Genomic DNA, 16,093 nt, shown 5'->3' with positions numbered 1-16,093 from the left:
GTCCGGGAACGAAACGAAGAGAAGACGCCGGAGCAACACCTGCTCCTCAACTGTATCGGAAACGAAAACGGCCCCTGCAAAGGGGGCCGTCCCCGAACTGATTTACAGCTCAGATCGCCGACTGGATCCAGTTCGCCAGCGCCGCCTTGGGTGCCGCGCCGACCTTGTTCGACACCACCTGGCCGTCCTTGAACAGGAACAGCGCCGGGATGCCGCGGACGCCGAGGACCGCCGGGCTGTCGGGGTTCTCGTCGACGTTGACCTTCACGATCTTGACCTTGCCGGCATATTCGGCGGCGAGTTCCTCCAGCGCCGGGCCGATCTGGCGGCAGGGGCCGCACCATTCGGCCCAGAAGTCCACCACGACCGGAATGTCCGACTGGCGGACTTCGCTGTCGAAGGTGGCATCGGTGACGGCGACGGTGTTCGCGCCCATGATCGTGTCTCCTGATGGGAAGGTTCGGGCAGTGAACCTAGGAGTGCCCCGGGGGCCAGTCAAGGGCACAAGCCTCAACCCATAGCGGCGCGGGCCAGTGCCGCCCTCACGATCTCGGGATCAATCGGCATCAGCAGCGCGGTTTCGGTCCAGAGGATGGCCACCTCCACCCGCCGCCCGGGGTAAAGCGCGGCGGCGGCATGGGCATAGGCGCCCAGTTGGCGCAGGTAACCCTCGGGCACATCCTCGGGCCGGGCGGGCACCACGGCGTTGGACTTGTAGTCCACCACCAGAACCCGCTCCGGTTCGACGATCAGCCGGTCGATGGCCCCGGTCAGCAGCCCGCCGTTCCAGTCCAGCGCAAAGCCCACCTCGGCCAGGCTGTCCGGCCCGAACAGCGCCGCCAGCGCCGGATCGGCGATCAGCGCCGCGGTCCTGGCGGCCAGTTCGGGCGCGGCCAGCGCAAGGCTGTCCCGGTCCTCGGGGCCGAGATCGGGGAAGCGTTCGAGGAAGCCGTGCAGCAGGGTGCCGCGGGTCAGGGCGTCGGGGTCCCCCGCGCCCTCTCCCGGCAGGGTCTTGGCCCCGCCGAGGTCGGAGGGCGTGATCACCCGCTTCTCCGTCGGGGCGGGAGGGGCGTCGCGCATCGCCCAGCCCGGCAGGGCGACGGGCTCGGCCCCGGCCGTCGCCGCCGGCAGCGGCGGATGCCATTCGCCGATCTGGTGCCGCATCCGCCCCTCGCGGTCCGGGAGCAGCGGCAGGCCCTCGGCCGCGGCGCGCAGCAGGCCATACCAGCACGCCTCGCCCGCCTTGCCGGCCGCCGCCACGATCAGCCAGCTGCGCGCCCGCGTCACCGCGACATAGAGGAGCCGCAGGCTCTCCGCCTCGCGCACCGCCTTGCGGGCCTCGGTCGCGGCCTGCGCCAGCGGCACGGTCTCGTCCCTGCTCAGAAGCCAGAGCGGCGGCCCGCCCTCCGGCACCACCACCGGCGGCTCCTGCGGCGGCCGCCGGTCGGCGGTGTCGGGCAGAATCACGATCGGCGCCTCCAGCCCCTTGGCGCCGTGGACGGTCATCACCCGGATGCGGTGGCCCTCGCTTTCCGCCTGCCGCTTCGCCTCCACCTCGCCGCCGGCCATCCAGACCAGGAAGCCGGTCAGGCCGGGCACGTCCACCTGCTCATAGGCCAGCGCCTGCGACAGCAGCTCGTCGATGCCGTCGGCGGCTTCCTCTCCCAGCCGCCCCAGCAGCCGGCGCCTGCCGTCGTGCCGGGTCAGCACCCGGTCGATCAGCTCGAAGGGCCGCAGGAACTCGGCCTGGTCGCGCAGGTCCTGCAACACGGCGCGCACGGCCTCGAACCCCTCCGCCTGCCGCAGCCTTTCCCACAGCACCCCCTTCCGCCCATGCGCCAGCCGGAACAGCTGGTCCTCGCTCAGCCCGAACAGGGGAGAGCGCAGCGCGGCGGCCAGCGACAGGTCGTCCTCCGGCGTGTTCAGGAAGTGCAGCAGCGCCAGGATGTCCTTCACCGCCAGTTCCTCGGTCAGCGTCAGCCGGTCGGCCCCGGCGATCTGCAAGCCTTCGGCCTTGCAGGCACGGATCACCTCCTGGAACAGGCCCCTGCGGCGGCGGACCAGGATCAGGAAGTCGCCCTCATGCACCGGGCGGACCTGCCCGCGGTCGGTGATCCGCTCGCCGCGGTCGATCAGCCCGCGGATTTCGGCGGCGATCTGCCGGGCCAGCACGGTCTCGGCGCTTTCCGCGCCGGTGCGGTCCTCGGGGCGGAACCATTCGCCCGGCTCGGCGGGTTCGGGCGCCGGCACCGGCGGCCAGAAATCCACCCGCCCCGGCAGGTTCTCATGGAAGGCCGCGTGGCGCAGCGCCCCGCCCATCGCACCCTGCCTGTCGCCGGTGAAGCACAGGTCCACCAGCCGCAGGATCGCGGGGGAGGAGCGGAAGGAGTGGATCAGCGGCCGTTCCTCCAGCGCCGATCCCGCCTGCTCGAAGGCCCGGCGGAAGCGGTCGCGCATCCGGTCGAAGGCGGTCACGTCGGCACCCTGGAAGGAATAGATCGATTGCTTCTTGTCCCCCACCACGAACAGGGTGCGCGGGCCTTCATGGATGCCGATCCCTGCCGTGAACTCCGCCGTCAGCAACTGGATCAGCCGCCATTGCGCCGGACTGGTGTCCTGCGCCTCGTCCACCAGCACATGGGAAATCCCGCCGTCCAGCCGATACAGCACCCAAGCCGACAGCGACGGGTCGGTCAGAAGTCCGGTCGCCAAGGTGATCAGGTCGTCGAAGTCCAGCCAGCCGCGGCGGGCCTTGGCGGTGCGGTAGCGCGCAAGGAAGACGCGGGCGAAGCGGTGCAGCGCCTCGGTCCGCCGCAGCAGCGCCAGCGCGATGCGGTCGGCCCGCGCCGCCTCCACCCGCAGCATCAGCCGCTCCAGCTCGTCCTGCACCGGGCCGAGCGACTGCCGCAGCGCCTTGGTCGGGAAGGCGCCCTGCTTGGCGGTGAAGGGTTCCTTCGCGCCGCTGCCGGTCAGCAGCACCTCCTCCAGCACCGACAGGGTGGCCAGCGAGGGCACCAGCGGCAGCAGGTCGGCCAGCCGGTCGGCGGCCTTGTGGTCGGTCGCGCCGCCTCCGGCCAGAACCGGCAGAATCTGCCGGATCAGAGCCTCTTCTCCGCCGATGAACACCCGCCCCAGCAGCGCCGCCTCGTCCAGCCCCTCCGGCACCGAAAGCGCCGTCCGCAGGTCCTGCATCCCGTCGAAATCGGCCCGCCGGGCGATGATCTCCGGCAAGAGCTTGCCCAGATCGCCGCCTTCGGCCAGCAGTCCCTCCAGCGCCGGGGCGTCGGGGCCGAGCGCCATCGCCTCCAGGATTTCCTCGCGCAAGAGCAGCGCCGAGCGGTCGTCGATCTCGGTGAAGCCCGGGCTGACCCCGGCCTCCAGCGGAAAACGGCGGAGAAGGGCGGCGCAGAAGCTGTGGATGGTCTGGATGCGGATGCCGCCCGGCGTCTCGATCGCCTTGGCGAACAGCTGCCGGGCGCGGGCCAGCCGGGCGGGCGACAGGTCGGCGTCCTCGCCCAGCTCGCCAAGGCTGCGGCGCAGCTCGGCATCCGGGGCCATCGCCCAGCCGCCCAGCGTCTTGAACAGCCGGTTCTGCATCTCGGCCGCGGCGGCCTTGGTATAGGTCAGGCACAGGATCGACAGCGGCTCCGCCCCACCCAACAGAAGCCGCGCCACCCGGTCGGTCAGCACCCGGGTCTTGCCGGATCCCGCATTGGCCACCAGCCAGGTGTTCGCCCCCGGGTCCGCCGCGGCGATCTGATTCCGCGTCGCCTCATCCATCGGCATCCCCCACCTCCCGGGGCTGCGCCTCGTCGGCCAGGCTCCATTCCCCGAAGCGCGCCAGATGGTCGAAATCACCGGCCCAAGCGGTTTCCACCGCCATCCGCCGGGCGGTGAAGCCGGTGTCCCGGTCCAGATAGGCGGCGACCAGCGCCTCCAGCTGCTCCCGCAACTCAAGGATCGCCTGTTCGGTCAGGTCCTGCCCCTGTTCCTTCAGCCCGGGCTTCATCGCCTGATAGGTCACCCGGCTGGTCACCCGCGGCCCCAGGTCGCCGAAAGCCCCGCCCAGGGCCATCACCGCCGCCAGGTGCAGCTGCTTGCGATGGTTCGCCATGTCCTTCTGCGACGGCGGCTCGCCGGTCTTGTAGTCGATCACATGCAGGCTGCCGTCGGGCAGCAGGTCGATCCGGTCCGGCTTGCCGGTCAGGGTGAAGCCGGGCCCGGGCAACAGCAGCCCCGCCTTCTGCTCCAGCAGCACCGGGCGGCTGTGGCGCAGGGTGGCCTCGGCGAACGGCAGCGCGATCCGACGCATCCGCGCCAGCCAGTCGGCGTGGGCGACCGGCCAGGGCACCTCCTCCTCCAGCACCCGGGCGGTGATCGCCAGCAGCAACTCCGCCGCAGCGGCCGGGTCCGGCGGCAGCGGGTGGGTCTTCAGGAAGGTCTCCAGCACCTTGTGCACCACCTCGCCCCGCAGGCGGTGGTCCGCCTCGGGCCGCAGCGGGTTAAGGGCGCGCAGCCGCAGCACCTCCTCGGCATAGATGTCGTAGGGGTTGGAGATCAGCCGCTCGATCTGGGTGATCGACAGCCGCCGCGGCCGCGCCGAGACCGGAGGCCGGGGCGAGGGCCGCCCCTCCGCCGCGATCCCCGGCAGCGGCGCGTCCAGCGCCTCGGCCAGCCGCAGATAGCGCGCGCCGCGGTCCCGCATCGCCGCCAGCGCCTGCGGCCCGCCGGTTGCGGGCAGGCCGGACATCAGGTTCATCAGCCGGTTCAGCCAGCGCGAGGGCACGGTCTCCGCCTCGGCATCGCGCTGCGCCCGGGTCAGGATCACCCGCGGCCCGGCCACGGCGATCTGGAAGTCATGCGCCGACAGGCCGACCTTGCGCTCCGGCAACAGCAGCCCGGCGTCGCGGCGCAGGCGGCGGTTCAGCCAGGGGTCGGCGGCGGGGGACTCGGGCCAGGCGCCCTCGTTCAGCCCGCCCAGGACGACCAGCCCGGCGCCCTGGATCCGCGCCTCCTGCACCCCCATGATCTGCACCCGCGGGTCCGCCAAGATGGCGCTGCGCGCCTCCTCCCGCGCCAGCACCGCCGCCAGCAGCGGCGCGTAGTCCGAGGCCGCCAGCACCAGCCCGGCCGGCGCCTCGGCCGCCAGCGCCTGCATCACCGCCAGCGCCTTCTCGCCCGCCTCCCGCTCCCACAGCGCGCCGCTGCCTTCGGCCAGCGGACCGCGGGCCAGCCGCTCGGCCACCGTCAGGTGGTGGGTGACCAGCTCCGGCAAGGGTGCGCGGGGCAGGGCGGCGGCCTCATCCAGCGCCGCGGCCAGCGCCCGGCCCCACTCCGCCGCGCCGGGTTCCGTCCGGGTCGCGGCCCAGGTCCGCAGGAAGCCGGCATCCGGGAAGGCCGGGCCGCGGCGGCGCAGGTGCAGCTCCAGCGCGCGGGTCAGCAGCAGGTGCGGACCGCGGTCCTGCCCGGAATGGGTCAGCGGGTGCTTCAGCAGCGACAGCAGCCGGTCCACCGTCACCGGCCCCGCCATCGCCCCGGCCACCAGCCGCAGGAACCGGCCCGGCGCGGTCTGCTGCAACGGCTGGCCGGCGGAGTCGTCCGGCCTTATCCCCCAGCGGTCCAGCATCGCCGCCACCCGCCGGGTCAGGTTGCGGTCGGCCGAGATCAGGCAGGCCGGCACCCCCTGCTCCACCGCCTCGCGCAGCGCCAGCGCCACCGCCGCCGCCTCGGCCCGCGGCGAGGGCGCCTCGACCAGCGTCAGGCCCTTGCTGGCCTCGACCAGATCGCCCAGGGCCGGCCCGTCGGCGATCCACTGGTCGGTCACCGGCGCCGGCCGCAAGGCCAGCGACACCAGCCGGTTGCGCGCCGGGTCGGCGGGCGGGGCCTCGGTCCAGGGCCCGACATCCGCGCGCTTCAGCTCCAGCGCCCGCAGCAGCCCGGCCAGCCGGAACTGTGGATGCGCCTCATGCACCAGCGCATCCTCCATCCCCGCCCACAGCCCGGCCGGCAGGTCGAAGTCGAAGCCGGGCAACACCACCGCACCCTGCGGCAGCCGCGCCACCGCCCGCATCAGCAGCGCCGTGGTCCCGCGCGAGCCGGTGGAGCCGGCAAGGATCACCGGCCCCGCCGGCGGCCGGGCCTGCCAGCGCGCGATCAGGGTCTGCACCGCCAGCCGCTGCCGCGTCTCGGCATCCGGGCGGGCGTCGGCGGCGAAGAAGCCCTCGGCCAGCGCGATGAACTTCTGCGCCCGGCCCCAATGGGCGGAATGGCCGGAGACATCCAGCGCCGCCAGCGTGGCGGGGTCGACGCCCTCGCCCCGCATCTCGTCCATCAGCCCGGCCAGGCTGTCGGCGAGGTCGAACAGCGCCGAGCGGGGGGCAAGGCTCGGGTCGGCGGTCAGCAGCCGGTCGATCAGCACCGCCAGCTCCAGCCGGCGGCCGAGCGAGGACAGCGGCTGCCCCGGCCCGGCCAGCAGCGGGTCGGCGGCCAGTTCGGTGATCAGCCGCAGCTTCGGCAGGAAGCCCGCCCCCCGCGCGGCGAATTCCGCCTGCACCCGCCGCCGAATCCGCGCGGTGTTCAGGAACAGCGTCACCCGCGCCAGCGCCTCGGGCGGCTGGCCTTGCAGCCGCGCCAGCAGCCCGTCGACCAGCCGCGCCGGGAAATCCACCCCGGGCGGCAGGCCGAAGACACGCGGGGCGGGGCCGGGGAACATCATCGGCCCAGCATCGCCTCGGCCTCGGCCAGCCCCTCGGGGCTGCCCACGTCGCACCATTCGCCGTCCCACGGCAGGCCGAAGGCGCGGCCGGCGGCGATCATCCCGTCCCAGACGGCGTTCAGCGAGAACACGTCTTCCGGCCACCGCGCCACCGGCGCCGTCTTCAGCACCTGCGCGCCGAGATAGAGCACCCCCTCCCGCCCCTTGGCGCGTTCGATCCGGCCGCCCGGGGCCAGCACGAAATCCGCCTTCGCCCCGCGGCCCCTGACCCGCGCCGCTTCCTGCACCAGCAGCAACGCATCCATCCGGTCCGGGTCCCATGCCGCCCGCAGCGCCGCCAGCGGGTTCGGCCCGCGCCAGACCGCATCGGGGTTCAGCGTCATCACCGCCGCGCCGGGCAGCAGCGGCAGCGCCTGCTTCAGCCCGCCGCCGGTTTCGAGGATCTCGGCCTCCTCGCTGATCGCCACCCCGGTCCCCGCCAGATGGTCGGCGATCATCCGGCCGAGGTAATGGGTGTTCGCCACCACGGGCGCGCAGCCCGCCCCGCGTGCAAGGTCCAGCGCCCGGTCGATCAGCGGGCGGCCCATCACCGGGATCAGCGGCTTCGGCTGCGCCGCCGTCAGCGCGCGCATCCTGGTGCCGAAGCCGGCGGCGAAGATCATCAGGGGCAGGGGGTCGCGCATCTCGCCGTGATCCGGTTCAGGGTGTCTTCCGTGGGCTCCGGCAGCAGGGCCAGCACCTCGCGCCGCAATTCCGCCAGCGCGGGGTGGGAGAGGTTGCGCATCAGCTGCCGCCAGACCCGCGGGATCAGCGCCACATAGCCGGGCTTGCCGGAGACCGTGCAGAGTCGGGCGAAGATGCCTATGATCCGCAGGGCGCGCTGGGCGCCGAGAGCGGCATAGCCCGCGGCCATCTCCTCGACGGTCAGGCCCTTGCCGGCGGCGAAGCGCGCCAGCCCGGCGGCCTCGGTCTCCGGCGCCACGTCGCGGCGGGCGTCCTGCAGCAGCGAGACCAGATCGTAGCCCGGCTGGCCCAGCTGCCCCTGCTGGAAATCCAGCAGCCCCACCCGCGCCGCGCCCTTGCGGCCGGGCAGCCAGAGCAGGTTGCCGGCGTGATAGTCGCGCAGGATCAGCACCCTTGCCGCATCGGCATGGGCCTCCAGCGCGCGCGTCAGCGCCTCGGTATAGCGCCCGGCCTCGGGTCGTGTCCCGGTGACGGCGGCGGCGTAGAACTCCGGCGCGAAGCCAGCGGCCTCGGACCAATCTGCGGCCGACAGGTCCGGCAGGTGGCCGGGCGGCGGGGCTTCCTGCAAGGCCAGCAGCACATCCACCGCGGCGGCGTAGAGCAGGGGTTCCAGCGCCGGGTCATCCGCCAGCACCGCGGTGAACAACGCGTCCCCTAGGTCTTCCAGCAGCAGCAGCCCGCGCTCCGGCTCCGCTTCCAGCACTTGCGGCGGCGACAGGCCGAGGCCGGCGAGATGCGCGCCGATGCGCAGGAAATCGGCGGTGTCGTCCGCCGGGCCGGGCGGGCTGTCCATCAGCACCGCGGTCCGGCCGTCCAGCCGCAGCCGCTGGTAGCTGCGGGCCGAGGCATCGCCGGCCAGATGGGACCGTTCCGCCGCGCCCCAGCCGGCCCGGCGCAGGAACGCCGCCTTTTCCTCGGCCCGCGGGGTCACGCCATCGCCTCCCGCAGGGCGGAGACCATCTCCGGCGCGGCGCCTTCCAGCACCGCCCGCCGGGCGCCGCCCTCGGGCAGCAGCCGCAGGCGCAAGGCCCCTTCCGGGGTGTAGGGGCCCAGCCGGTCGGGCCATTCGACCAGCAGGATGGCGCCGTCCAGCGCCTCGACCAGACCCAGCTCCACCACCTCGCCGGGGTCGGTCAGGCGGTAGAGGTCGGCGTGGCGGATCTCGCCCTGCGGCCCGTCGTAGACCTGCACCAGCGTGAAGGTGGGCGAGGGCACCTCCGTCCCTTCCCCGCACAGCGCCCGGATCGCCGCCCGGGCGATGTGCGACTTGCCGGCGCCGACCGGGCCGTCCAGCAGCAGGGTGTCGCCGGGCCGCAGCAGCAGCGCCAGCGCCGCGCCGAAACGGCTGGCGCGGTCTTCGTCTTCCAGCAGGAATTCGGCGGCGGTCTTCGGCGGCATGGCCCGAGTCTATCCGGCCCCCCGCCGGCTGCAAGCCATATGCGTCAGGCGATCAGCACCGCCCGGGGCGCCTCTTCCTCCGCCCGCGGCTCGATCCGCGTCCGCGGCCCGGCGAAGGCCACCAGCGTGGCGCCATGCGGCAAGGGCGAGACGCGGCAGACCAGCGCCCGCCCGTCCAGCAGCCGCAACTCGCCGTCCCAGGGCTCGCGCGTGCCGAGCGCGCCGATATATTCCGACAGGTCGTTCCACAGCAGCGTCGGCGCCGCCCGGCCGCGCCAGCCGTCGATGGCCACCGCCTTGCCCGAGGCGCCGAAGGGCGGCGCCTCGACCGGACCCCAGAGCGCGGCATGGGCGCGGTTGGTCATCACCAGGGTGCCGTCCTGCGAGAAGACGGCCACCGCATCCTCCATCGCGTCGATCACCGCCTGGCCGAGTTCCAGGTCGGCGCGGTAGCGCCGGGTCCGCATCATCTCGGTCGAGATGTCCTCGAACAGGAAGGCCAGCGCGCCGTTCGGATGCGGCCGTCCGGTCACCCGCCAGGTCTGGCCGGAGGGCAGGCTCCAGGTTTCCTCGAACAGGCCCTGCGCTGCGGCCTCTTCCACCGCCGACATCTGCCGGCGCCAGCTGCGGTAATCCTTCGGCTCGGGGATCATCGCGCGTTCGCGCATCGCGTCCAGCACCGCGGACAGGCTGGGCCGGCCGATCAGGAATTCCGGCGGCAGGCCGGTCAGGTCCAAGAGCGCCGGGTTGAACAGCTGCAGCACCCGGTTGCCGTCGAAGATCGCCAGCCCGATCGGCAGTTGCGCGAAGGTCTTGGTCAGCGTCTGCATGAAGTCGCGCAACGTCGCCTCGGCCTGCACCAGCCGGTCGGCGGGCAGGGCGTAGAACAGCATCTCCTCGCCGGTTTCCACCGCCGAGACCTCATACCATTGCGCCGCCCCCGCGACCCGGACCGCGCAGCGCAGGGTCTGCGAGACGGGCGGCTCCGCGATCTGGAAGATGCGGGGCAGGGGCCAGGACAGGTCCTGCCCCGGTTCCAGCGTGCCGGCGGCGGCCAGGAGATAGGCGCTGTTGGCCCAGACCACCTGCCCGTCGCCGCGCTGCCGCCAGACCGGCGCGGGCGCCCGGGCCAGGGTCTCGCGCAGCGCCGCCAGTTCGTGCAGGAGCGCGATCTCGGAGGGGCCGTCGCGGCCGGGCCGGCGCTGCTCGGCATCGGCGTCCATCAGGGTCAGCCGGGTCAGCCCGCCGAGGTTTTCCGCCCGCAGCACCAGCGGCGGTTCCAGATCCTCGCGCGAGCACATGACGAAGCGGCCCTCGCGCTGCAACCCCTCGATCCGCAGCGAGAAGCCGGGGAACATCGGCTCCAGCCGGTTCAGCACCCGGAACCAGGGGCCGGAGCCTTCGCCGCCGCCGCCGAGGAGGAGCCTTGCCGCGGGGGTGGCGTCGACCAGCGAAGGGCCGTCGAACAGGAAGACGGTGGAGGCGGTGGTTTCGGTGAAGATCGAGGCGCGGGCGCCGGCGGAGGGGCCGCGGGCGGCGAAGGCGGTCAGGGCGAACAGGCTGGACAGGGCGACCAGCGCGGCGGTCACGACCAGGCCGAAGGCGAATGTCACGTCCAGATCCATGCCGGTCCCCGCAGCGCGGCCCGGCGTGGCGGACCATCGATGCGCAACTCTAGGGTGCGCGAGGTTAACGCAAGGTTAACCCCTTGAAGCCGCGGCACCCGCCGCCGGATCAGGCCGAGAACGGCTGGTTCGGGCTGCCGGTCATGCCCGGCGGCGCCAGCAGCGCCTCCAGCGGCCAGACCGCCTGCACCACCGCGCCGCAGCGTTCGGGCCGTTCCTCGGGGGTCAGGAACGGGTCGGCGGCATTGGCGAAGGTCAGCTCGGCGCCGGAGCGTTCCAGCAGGGTCTTGGCGATGAACAGCCCCAGCCCCATGCCTTCGTATTCCGGCCGCCGGCCCGGATCCTGCTCGGCCCGGCGCTGACGGACGAAGGGGTCGCCGATGCGGCCGATCAGGTTGGGCGGATAGCCCGGGCCGTTGTCGAAGATGCGGACGGTGATCGCCCTGTCGGTCCATTCGCCCTCGATCCAGACGCTGCTGGCGGCGAAGTCCACCGCGTTCTGCACCAGGTTGCGCAACCCGTGGATCACCTCGGGCAGCCGCAGGACGGCGGGCTGTTTCGCCGCACCGCCGGGGCCGGGGGCCAGGGTGAAATGCAGGGTCTTGCCGCGGCTGGCATGGGGTTCCGCCGCCTCGCGCAGCACCTGCTCCAGCGGCGCCTGCCGCAGCTGCAGGTCGTCCTTGCCGGCCCGGCCCATGCCGCGCAGGATGTCGCGGCAGCGGTCGGCCTGCTCGCGGATCAGCCGCACGTCCTCCAGCAGGTCGGGCCGGTCCTCCAGCTCGTCCAGCATCTCCTTGCTGACCAGCTTGATGGTGGCAAGCGGCGTGCCCAGTTCATGCGCTGCCGCCGCCACCACGCCGCCCAGGTCGGTCAGCTTCTGCTCGCGCGCCAGCGCCATCTGCGTCGCCAGCAGCGCATCGGCCATGGCGCGGATCTCCGAGGCGACCCGGTGGGCGTAGAGGCCGAGGAACAGCACCCCCACCACGATGGACAGCCAGAAGCCGAAGCCGAACAGCGGCGGGATCGTCAGTTCGGCGCCATCGGCGAAGCGGATCGGCACATGCACCAGCGCCGCGGCGGTGGTGAACAGGATCGCCGCCGATCCCAGGATCACCGTCGGCCGCAGGCCGAGCGCCGAGGCCGAGATGGTGACGGGCGCGATCACCAGCAGCGCGAAGGGATTGGTCAGCCCGCCGGTGACGAAGATCAGGAAGGCCAGCTGCGCCATGTCGAACAGCAGCATCGCCAGCGACTCGGCCTCGCTCAGCCGCCGGTTCTCGGGCAGGATGAACATGCAGACCAGGTTGGCGATGATCGACAGGCCCACCGCCATGTAGCACAGGCCCAAGGGCAGGATCAGATCGAAATACCTGTCGGCCATGGCGATGGCGGCGATCTGGCCGACGATCGCCATCCAGCGCAGCAGGATCAGGGTGCGCAGCCGCATCCCGGTGCTGCCCGAGCGGGCGGCCAGAAATTCAAGGTCCGGGGTGCGCTGCATTGTCGGCTTGCCGTTGCGGTCGGATGGGCGACATTGTTAGGGATCACGCAGGGCGCGAACAAGGGGACGGCAGATGGACAAGACCTGGGCAATCCTGGCGGCGGGGGCGGTGGTGGTGCTTCTGGGCGGCACGGCACTGTGGATCGGCCTGAACCGCGGCGGCGAGGATGCCTTCGCGCAATGCCGCTCGGGCCAGGCGGGGGCCGATATCGGCGGCCCCTTCACCCTGGTCGAAGGGACCAGCGGCAAGACCGTCACCGAGAAGGAAGTGATCGACCGGCCGACGCTGGTCTATTTCGGCTATACCTTCTGCCCCGATGTCTGCCCGCTGGACATGGCCCGCAATGCCGAGGTGGCCGATATCCTGGAGGAACAGGGGCAGGATATCCGGCTGGCCTTCATCACCGTCGATCCCGCCCGCGATACCCCGCAGGTGGTTTCGGAATTCGCCCAGAACATCCACCCCAAGGCCGTGGGCCTGACCGGCTCGGAGGAACAGGTCAAGACCGCGGTCAATGCCTACCGCGCCTATTACAAGCTGCACGAGGCCGAGCCGGGCGACGACTATTATTTGGTCGACCATTCCGCCTTCACCTATCTGATGCTGCCCGGCGCCGGATTTGCCGATTTCTACAAGCACGCCGCCCCCGCCGACGAGGTGGCGCAAAGCGTTTCCTGCTATCTCCAGGCCGCGTCCGCGCAAAATTGACCCCGCCGCCCCGAGCGTCTAGAACGGGTCGAAACGGGGAAAGGAATGCGCATGGCCGACGACCTGTCTGCCCAGCTTGGGCCGGATCGTTCACTTCTGCTGGTCGACGATGACGAAGCCTTCGTGAAGCGGCTGGCCCGCGCGATGGAAAAGCGCGGCTTTCTTCCCGAAACCGCCGAAAGCGTGGCGGCCGGCAAGGCCATCGCCCAGAGCCGCCCGCCCGCCTATGCCGTGGTGGACCTGCGGCTGGAGGACGGCAACGGCCTCGACGTGGTGGAAACCCTGCGCGACAAGCGCCCGGATTGCCGGATCGTGGTGCTGACCGGATATGGCGCCATTGCCACCGCGGTGGCCGCGGTGAAGATCGGCGCCATCGACTATCTGTCGAAACCCGCCGATGCCGACGACGTGACCAATGCGCTTCTGGCCCGCGGCGACGTGATGCCCGAGCCGCCGGAAAATCCGATGTCGGCGGATCGCGTGCGCTGGGAGCATATCCAGCGGGTGTTCGAGCTGTGCGACCGCAATGTTTCGGAAACCGCACGCCGATTGAACATGCATCGCCGCACGCTTCAGCGCATTCTGGCGAAAAGAAGCCCGAAATAAACTGGCGAATTGCGCATTGGCCGCAATTGGGTTATCCGGTCGCCACGAGACGCGAAAGGAAAACCCGAATGAATATCGATCTGAACTCGCTTTCGCTTAAAGAGTTGAAAGACCTGCAATCGCAGGTGGCACGGGCCATTGCCGGCTACGAGGACCGCAAGAAGAAGGAAGCGCTGGCCGAGCTGGAAGAAAAGGCCCGTGCGATGGGCTTTTCGCTGGCCGAGCTGACCGGCGTTTCCTCCGGCCGCAAGCGCACGCCTGCCGCTGCCAAATACCGCAACCCGGCCAATGCCGCCGACACCTGGACCGGCCGGGGCCGCAAGCCGCGCTGGTTCGCCGATGCACTGAAGGCCGGCAGGAAGCCCGAAGACCTGGCGGTCTGATCCCTGTCTTGCGGCGGCCGGTCCGGGCCGCCGCAAGCCTTTCAGGCGCAGTCCGCCAGCAGCGCCGCGTGCCGCGCCACGTAATCGGCCCGCACCACGGCGGGCGGGCGCAGCCTGATCTCCAGCCCCCGCAGCACCGCATCCGCCGGACGGCCGAAGAAACGGTCCGCCTCGGTCTCGGAGAAACCGGCGATCTGCACCGCCTCCAGCCAGGCCGACACCTTGTCCGCCGCCTTGATCTGCTTCTTCACCGCCGCCGGCAGCACCGCAGGCAGCCCGAAGCGCAGATGCACCGCCGCCGTCAGCCGCAGGTCCAGCTCGCCATAGCCTGGCCCCACCGCCGCCTTCACCGGGCTGATCATGTCGCCGATCACATATTCCGGCGCGTCGTGCAGCAGCGCCGCCAGCCGCCACTTCGCCGCGATGCCGCCGTTCTGCCGGGCGAAGATCTCTTCCACCAGCAGCGAATGCTCGGCCACCGAATAGGGCCAGTCGCCCCGCGTCTGGCCGTTCCAGCGCGCCACGAAGGCCAGGCCATGGGCGATGTCCTCGACCTCGATGTCCACCGGCGTCGGGTCCAGCAGGTCCAGCCGCCGGCCCGACAGCATCCTTTGCCACGCCCGCGGCTGTTTCATCGCTTGCCTGCATTTGTTGTCTGTTCGTCGGATCAATGCTATCTGCCCGCACATCCAAGGATCAAGGAGTGCGCCCGCATGATTGCGGATTACATCGTCAAGGACATCGCCTTGGCCGATTTCGGCCGGAAAGAGCTGACCATCGCCGAAACCGAAATGCCCGGCCTGATGGCCTGCCGCGAGGAATTCGGAGCGTCGCAACCGCTGAAGGGCGCGAAGATCGCCGGATCGCTGCACATGACGATCCAGACCGGCGTGCTGATCGAGACGCTGAAGGCGCTGGGCGCCGACGTGCGCTGGGCCTCGTGCAACATCTTCTCGACCCAGGACCACGCAGCGGCGGCCATCGCGGCCTCTGGCACCCCGGTCTTCGCCATCAAGGGCGAGAGCCTCGAGGAATACTGGGACTACACCGACCGCATCTTCCAGTTCGGCGGCGAGGGCGGCACCTGCAACATGATCCTCGACGACGGCGGGGACGCGACGCTCTACATCCTGCTCGGCGCCCGCGTCGAGGCCGGCGAGACCGACCTGATCGCCGTGCCGACCTCGGATGAAGAGGTCTGCCTGTTCAACCAGATCAGGAAGCGGCTGAAGGCTTCCCCCGGCTGGTTCACCAAGCAGCGCGCCGCGATCAAGGGGGTTTCCGAGGAAACCACCACCGGCGTGCACCGGCTCTACGACCTGCACAAGAAGGGCCTGCTGCCCTTCCCGGCGATCAACGTCAACGACTCGGTCACCAAGTCGAAGTTCGACAACAAGTATGGCTGCAAGGAATCGCTGGTCGACGGCATCCGCCGCGCCACCGATACCATGATGGCCGGCAAGGTCGCCGTGGTCTGCGGCTATGGCGACGTCGGCAAGGGCTCGGCCGCTTCGCTCCGCGGCGCGGGGGCACGGGTGAAGGTCACCGAAGTCGACCCGATCTGCGCCCTGCAGGCCGCGATGGACGGCTACGAGGTGACGGTGCTGGAGGATGAGGTCGCCACCGCCGACATCTTCATCACCACCACCGGCAACAAGGACGTGATCCGCATCGAGCATATGCGCGCGATGAAGGACATGGCCATCGTCGGCAACATCGGCCACTTCGACAACGAGATCCAGGTCGCCGCTCTGCGCAACCACAAATGGACCAACATCAAGGACCAGGTGGACATGATCGAGATGCCCTCGGGCAACCGGATCATCCTGCTGTCCGAAGGCCGGCTGCTGAACCTCGGCAATGCCACCGGCCACCCCAGCTTCGTGATGTCGGCCAGCTTCACCAACCAGACCTTGGCGCAGATCGAGCTCTGGACCAAGGGCCAGGACTACGCCCCCGGCGTCTACATCCTGCCCAAGGCGCTGGACGAGAAGGTCGCGCGCCTGCACCTGAAGAAGATCGGCGTGAAACTGACCGAACTGAAGCCGGATCAGGCCGCCTATATCGGCGTTCAGGTCGAAGGCCCCTACAAGGCCGACCACTACCGCTATTGACCCCGCCGCCGCGGCACACAAAAGGCGCCCCTCGGGGCGCCTTTTTCATTTGTGGGGTGGGTGGAGGCGGGGCAGGGGCTGTCGTTGTGCTGCAACACAGGGCGACGCCCCGCGCGCTAAAAGGTGAGTATTTTACTTGACCTTTATCGGCGACTCCGCCAATCCCCCGGGACAAGCCAGTTGCCGCGGCCCCTGTCGGGGGTGCCCAGGCGAGCAAGCCGGATCAGACCAGTCTGACGACCTGCACGCCCGGCGACTGCGCCCCTCCGCATGACCGTCACGCCTTGTCGATCCTTTC

General features: G+C 71.1%; 13 protein-coding genes. 4 read left to right on the top strand and 9 right to left on the bottom strand.

Annotated features, from left to right (window positions below):
• Positions 1 to 109: 109 nt before the first annotated feature.
• The 8 genes from trxA to regB all read right to left on the bottom strand — a co-directional run bounded on the left by trxA (position 110) and on the right by regB (position 11,983).
• Complete coding sequence (gene trxA, locus G5B31_RS03245; protein ID WP_165013696.1) at positions 110 to 436, bottom strand: thioredoxin; 327 nt, start codon at positions 434 to 436, stop codon at positions 110 to 112.
• A 74-nt stretch (positions 437 to 510) separates the two neighbouring features.
• A complete protein-coding gene (gene addA, locus G5B31_RS03240; RefSeq protein ID WP_165013694.1) occupies positions 511 to 3,786 on the bottom strand; it encodes a double-strand break repair helicase AddA in 3,276 nt (1,091 codons plus the stop codon).
• Complete coding sequence (gene addB, locus G5B31_RS03235) at positions 3,773 to 6,715, bottom strand: double-strand break repair protein AddB (RefSeq protein WP_346763870.1); 2,943 nt, start codon at positions 6,713 to 6,715, stop codon at positions 3,773 to 3,775. Before addB ends, addA begins: the two co-directional genes overlap by 14 nt.
• A complete protein-coding gene (locus tag G5B31_RS03230; RefSeq protein WP_165013692.1) occupies positions 6,712 to 7,398 on the bottom strand; it encodes a nucleotidyltransferase family protein in 687 nt (228 codons plus the stop codon). Before G5B31_RS03230 ends, addB begins: the two co-directional genes overlap by 4 nt.
• The gene (locus G5B31_RS03225) at positions 7,377 to 8,390 is read right to left on the bottom strand and encodes a phosphotransferase (protein WP_165013690.1); all 1,014 of its coding nucleotides are present in this window, start codon (positions 8,388 to 8,390) and stop codon (positions 7,377 to 7,379) included. Before G5B31_RS03225 ends, G5B31_RS03230 begins: the two co-directional genes overlap by 22 nt.
• The gene (gene tsaE, locus G5B31_RS03220) at positions 8,387 to 8,857 is read right to left on the bottom strand and encodes a tRNA (adenosine(37)-N6)-threonylcarbamoyltransferase complex ATPase subunit type 1 TsaE (RefSeq protein WP_165013688.1); all 471 of its coding nucleotides are present in this window, start codon (positions 8,855 to 8,857) and stop codon (positions 8,387 to 8,389) included. Before tsaE ends, G5B31_RS03225 begins: the two co-directional genes overlap by 4 nt.
• A gap of 44 nt (positions 8,858 to 8,901) precedes the next feature.
• Complete coding sequence (locus G5B31_RS03215; RefSeq protein WP_165013686.1) at positions 8,902 to 10,482, bottom strand: PAS-domain containing protein; 1,581 nt, start codon at positions 10,480 to 10,482, stop codon at positions 8,902 to 8,904.
• Positions 10,483 to 10,591: 109 nt separating this feature from the next.
• On the bottom strand, positions 10,592 to 11,983 hold the full coding sequence (regB, locus tag G5B31_RS03210; protein ID WP_165013684.1) for a sensor histidine kinase RegB: 1,392 nt from the start codon (positions 11,981 to 11,983) through the stop codon (positions 10,592 to 10,594).
• Positions 11,984 to 12,056: 73 nt separating this feature from the next.
• On the opposite strand from regB, the gene G5B31_RS03205 reads away from it, so the two are divergent.
• From G5B31_RS03205 to G5B31_RS03195, 3 genes are all read left to right on the top strand, one after another.
• Positions 12,057 to 12,692 (top strand): SCO family protein, encoded by a 636-nt coding sequence (locus G5B31_RS03205; RefSeq protein ID WP_165013683.1) that lies wholly within the window; start codon positions 12,057 to 12,059, stop codon positions 12,690 to 12,692.
• Between the two features lie 51 nt (positions 12,693 to 12,743).
• Positions 12,744 to 13,298 (top strand): ActR/PrrA/RegA family redox response regulator transcription factor, encoded by a 555-nt coding sequence (locus tag G5B31_RS03200; RefSeq protein ID WP_165013681.1) that lies wholly within the window; start codon positions 12,744 to 12,746, stop codon positions 13,296 to 13,298.
• 68 nt (positions 13,299 to 13,366) lie between these two features.
• On the top strand, positions 13,367 to 13,681 hold the full coding sequence (locus G5B31_RS03195; protein ID WP_165013679.1) for an H-NS family nucleoid-associated regulatory protein: 315 nt from the start codon (positions 13,367 to 13,369) through the stop codon (positions 13,679 to 13,681).
• 41 nt (positions 13,682 to 13,722) lie between these two features.
• Here the strand turns inward: G5B31_RS03195 and G5B31_RS03190 are convergent, their stop codons facing one another.
• On the bottom strand, positions 13,723 to 14,316 hold the full coding sequence (locus tag G5B31_RS03190) for an HD domain-containing protein (protein WP_165013677.1): 594 nt from the start codon (positions 14,314 to 14,316) through the stop codon (positions 13,723 to 13,725).
• Between the two features lie 81 nt (positions 14,317 to 14,397).
• Here G5B31_RS03190 and ahcY point away from each other — a divergent pair, with 81 nt between their 5' ends.
• Positions 14,398 to 15,795 carry an adenosylhomocysteinase gene (gene ahcY / locus G5B31_RS03185; RefSeq protein WP_165013775.1) on the top strand — a complete coding sequence of 466 codons (1,398 nt, stop codon included), beginning with the start codon at positions 14,398 to 14,400 and terminating at the stop codon, positions 15,793 to 15,795.
• Positions 15,796 to 16,093 lie beyond the last annotated feature (298 nt).

Origin of the sequence: Rhodobacter sp. SGA-6-6, assembly GCF_011043545.1 — a bacterium.
GTDB lineage: Bacteria > Pseudomonadota > Alphaproteobacteria > Rhodobacterales > Rhodobacteraceae > Pseudogemmobacter.
Note: the sequence above shows the minus strand (reverse complement) of the source record. Positions and strands in the feature narration are given on the sequence as shown.

Bases quoted from the DNA above. Each gene is read 5' to 3' on its own strand.
- trxA (WP_165013696.1), bottom strand. From the start codon at position 436: ATGGGCGCGAACACCGTCGCCGTCACCGATGCCACCTTCGACAGCGAA.
- addA (WP_165013694.1), bottom strand. From the start codon at position 3,786: ATGCCGATGGATGAGGCGACGCGGAATCAGATCGCCGCGGCGGACCCG.
- addB (WP_346763870.1), bottom strand. From the start codon at position 6,715: ATGATGTTCCCCGGCCCCGCCCCGCGTGTCTTCGGCCTGCCGCCCGGG.
- G5B31_RS03230 (WP_165013692.1), bottom strand. From the start codon at position 7,398: ATGCGCGACCCCCTGCCCCTGATGATCTTCGCCGCCGGCTTCGGCACC.
- tsaE (WP_165013688.1), bottom strand. From the start codon at position 8,857: ATGCCGCCGAAGACCGCCGCCGAATTCCTGCTGGAAGACGAAGACCGC.
- G5B31_RS03215 (WP_165013686.1), bottom strand. From the start codon at position 10,482: ATGGATCTGGACGTGACATTCGCCTTCGGCCTGGTCGTGACCGCCGCG.
- regB (WP_165013684.1), bottom strand. From the start codon at position 11,983: ATGCAGCGCACCCCGGACCTTGAATTTCTGGCCGCCCGCTCGGGCAGC.
- G5B31_RS03205 (WP_165013683.1), top strand. From the start codon at position 12,057: ATGGACAAGACCTGGGCAATCCTGGCGGCGGGGGCGGTGGTGGTGCTT.
- G5B31_RS03200 (WP_165013681.1), top strand. From the start codon at position 12,744: ATGGCCGACGACCTGTCTGCCCAGCTTGGGCCGGATCGTTCACTTCTG.
- G5B31_RS03195 (WP_165013679.1), top strand. From the start codon at position 13,367: ATGAATATCGATCTGAACTCGCTTTCGCTTAAAGAGTTGAAAGACCTG.
- G5B31_RS03190 (WP_165013677.1), bottom strand. From the start codon at position 14,316: ATGAAACAGCCGCGGGCGTGGCAAAGGATGCTGTCGGGCCGGCGGCTG.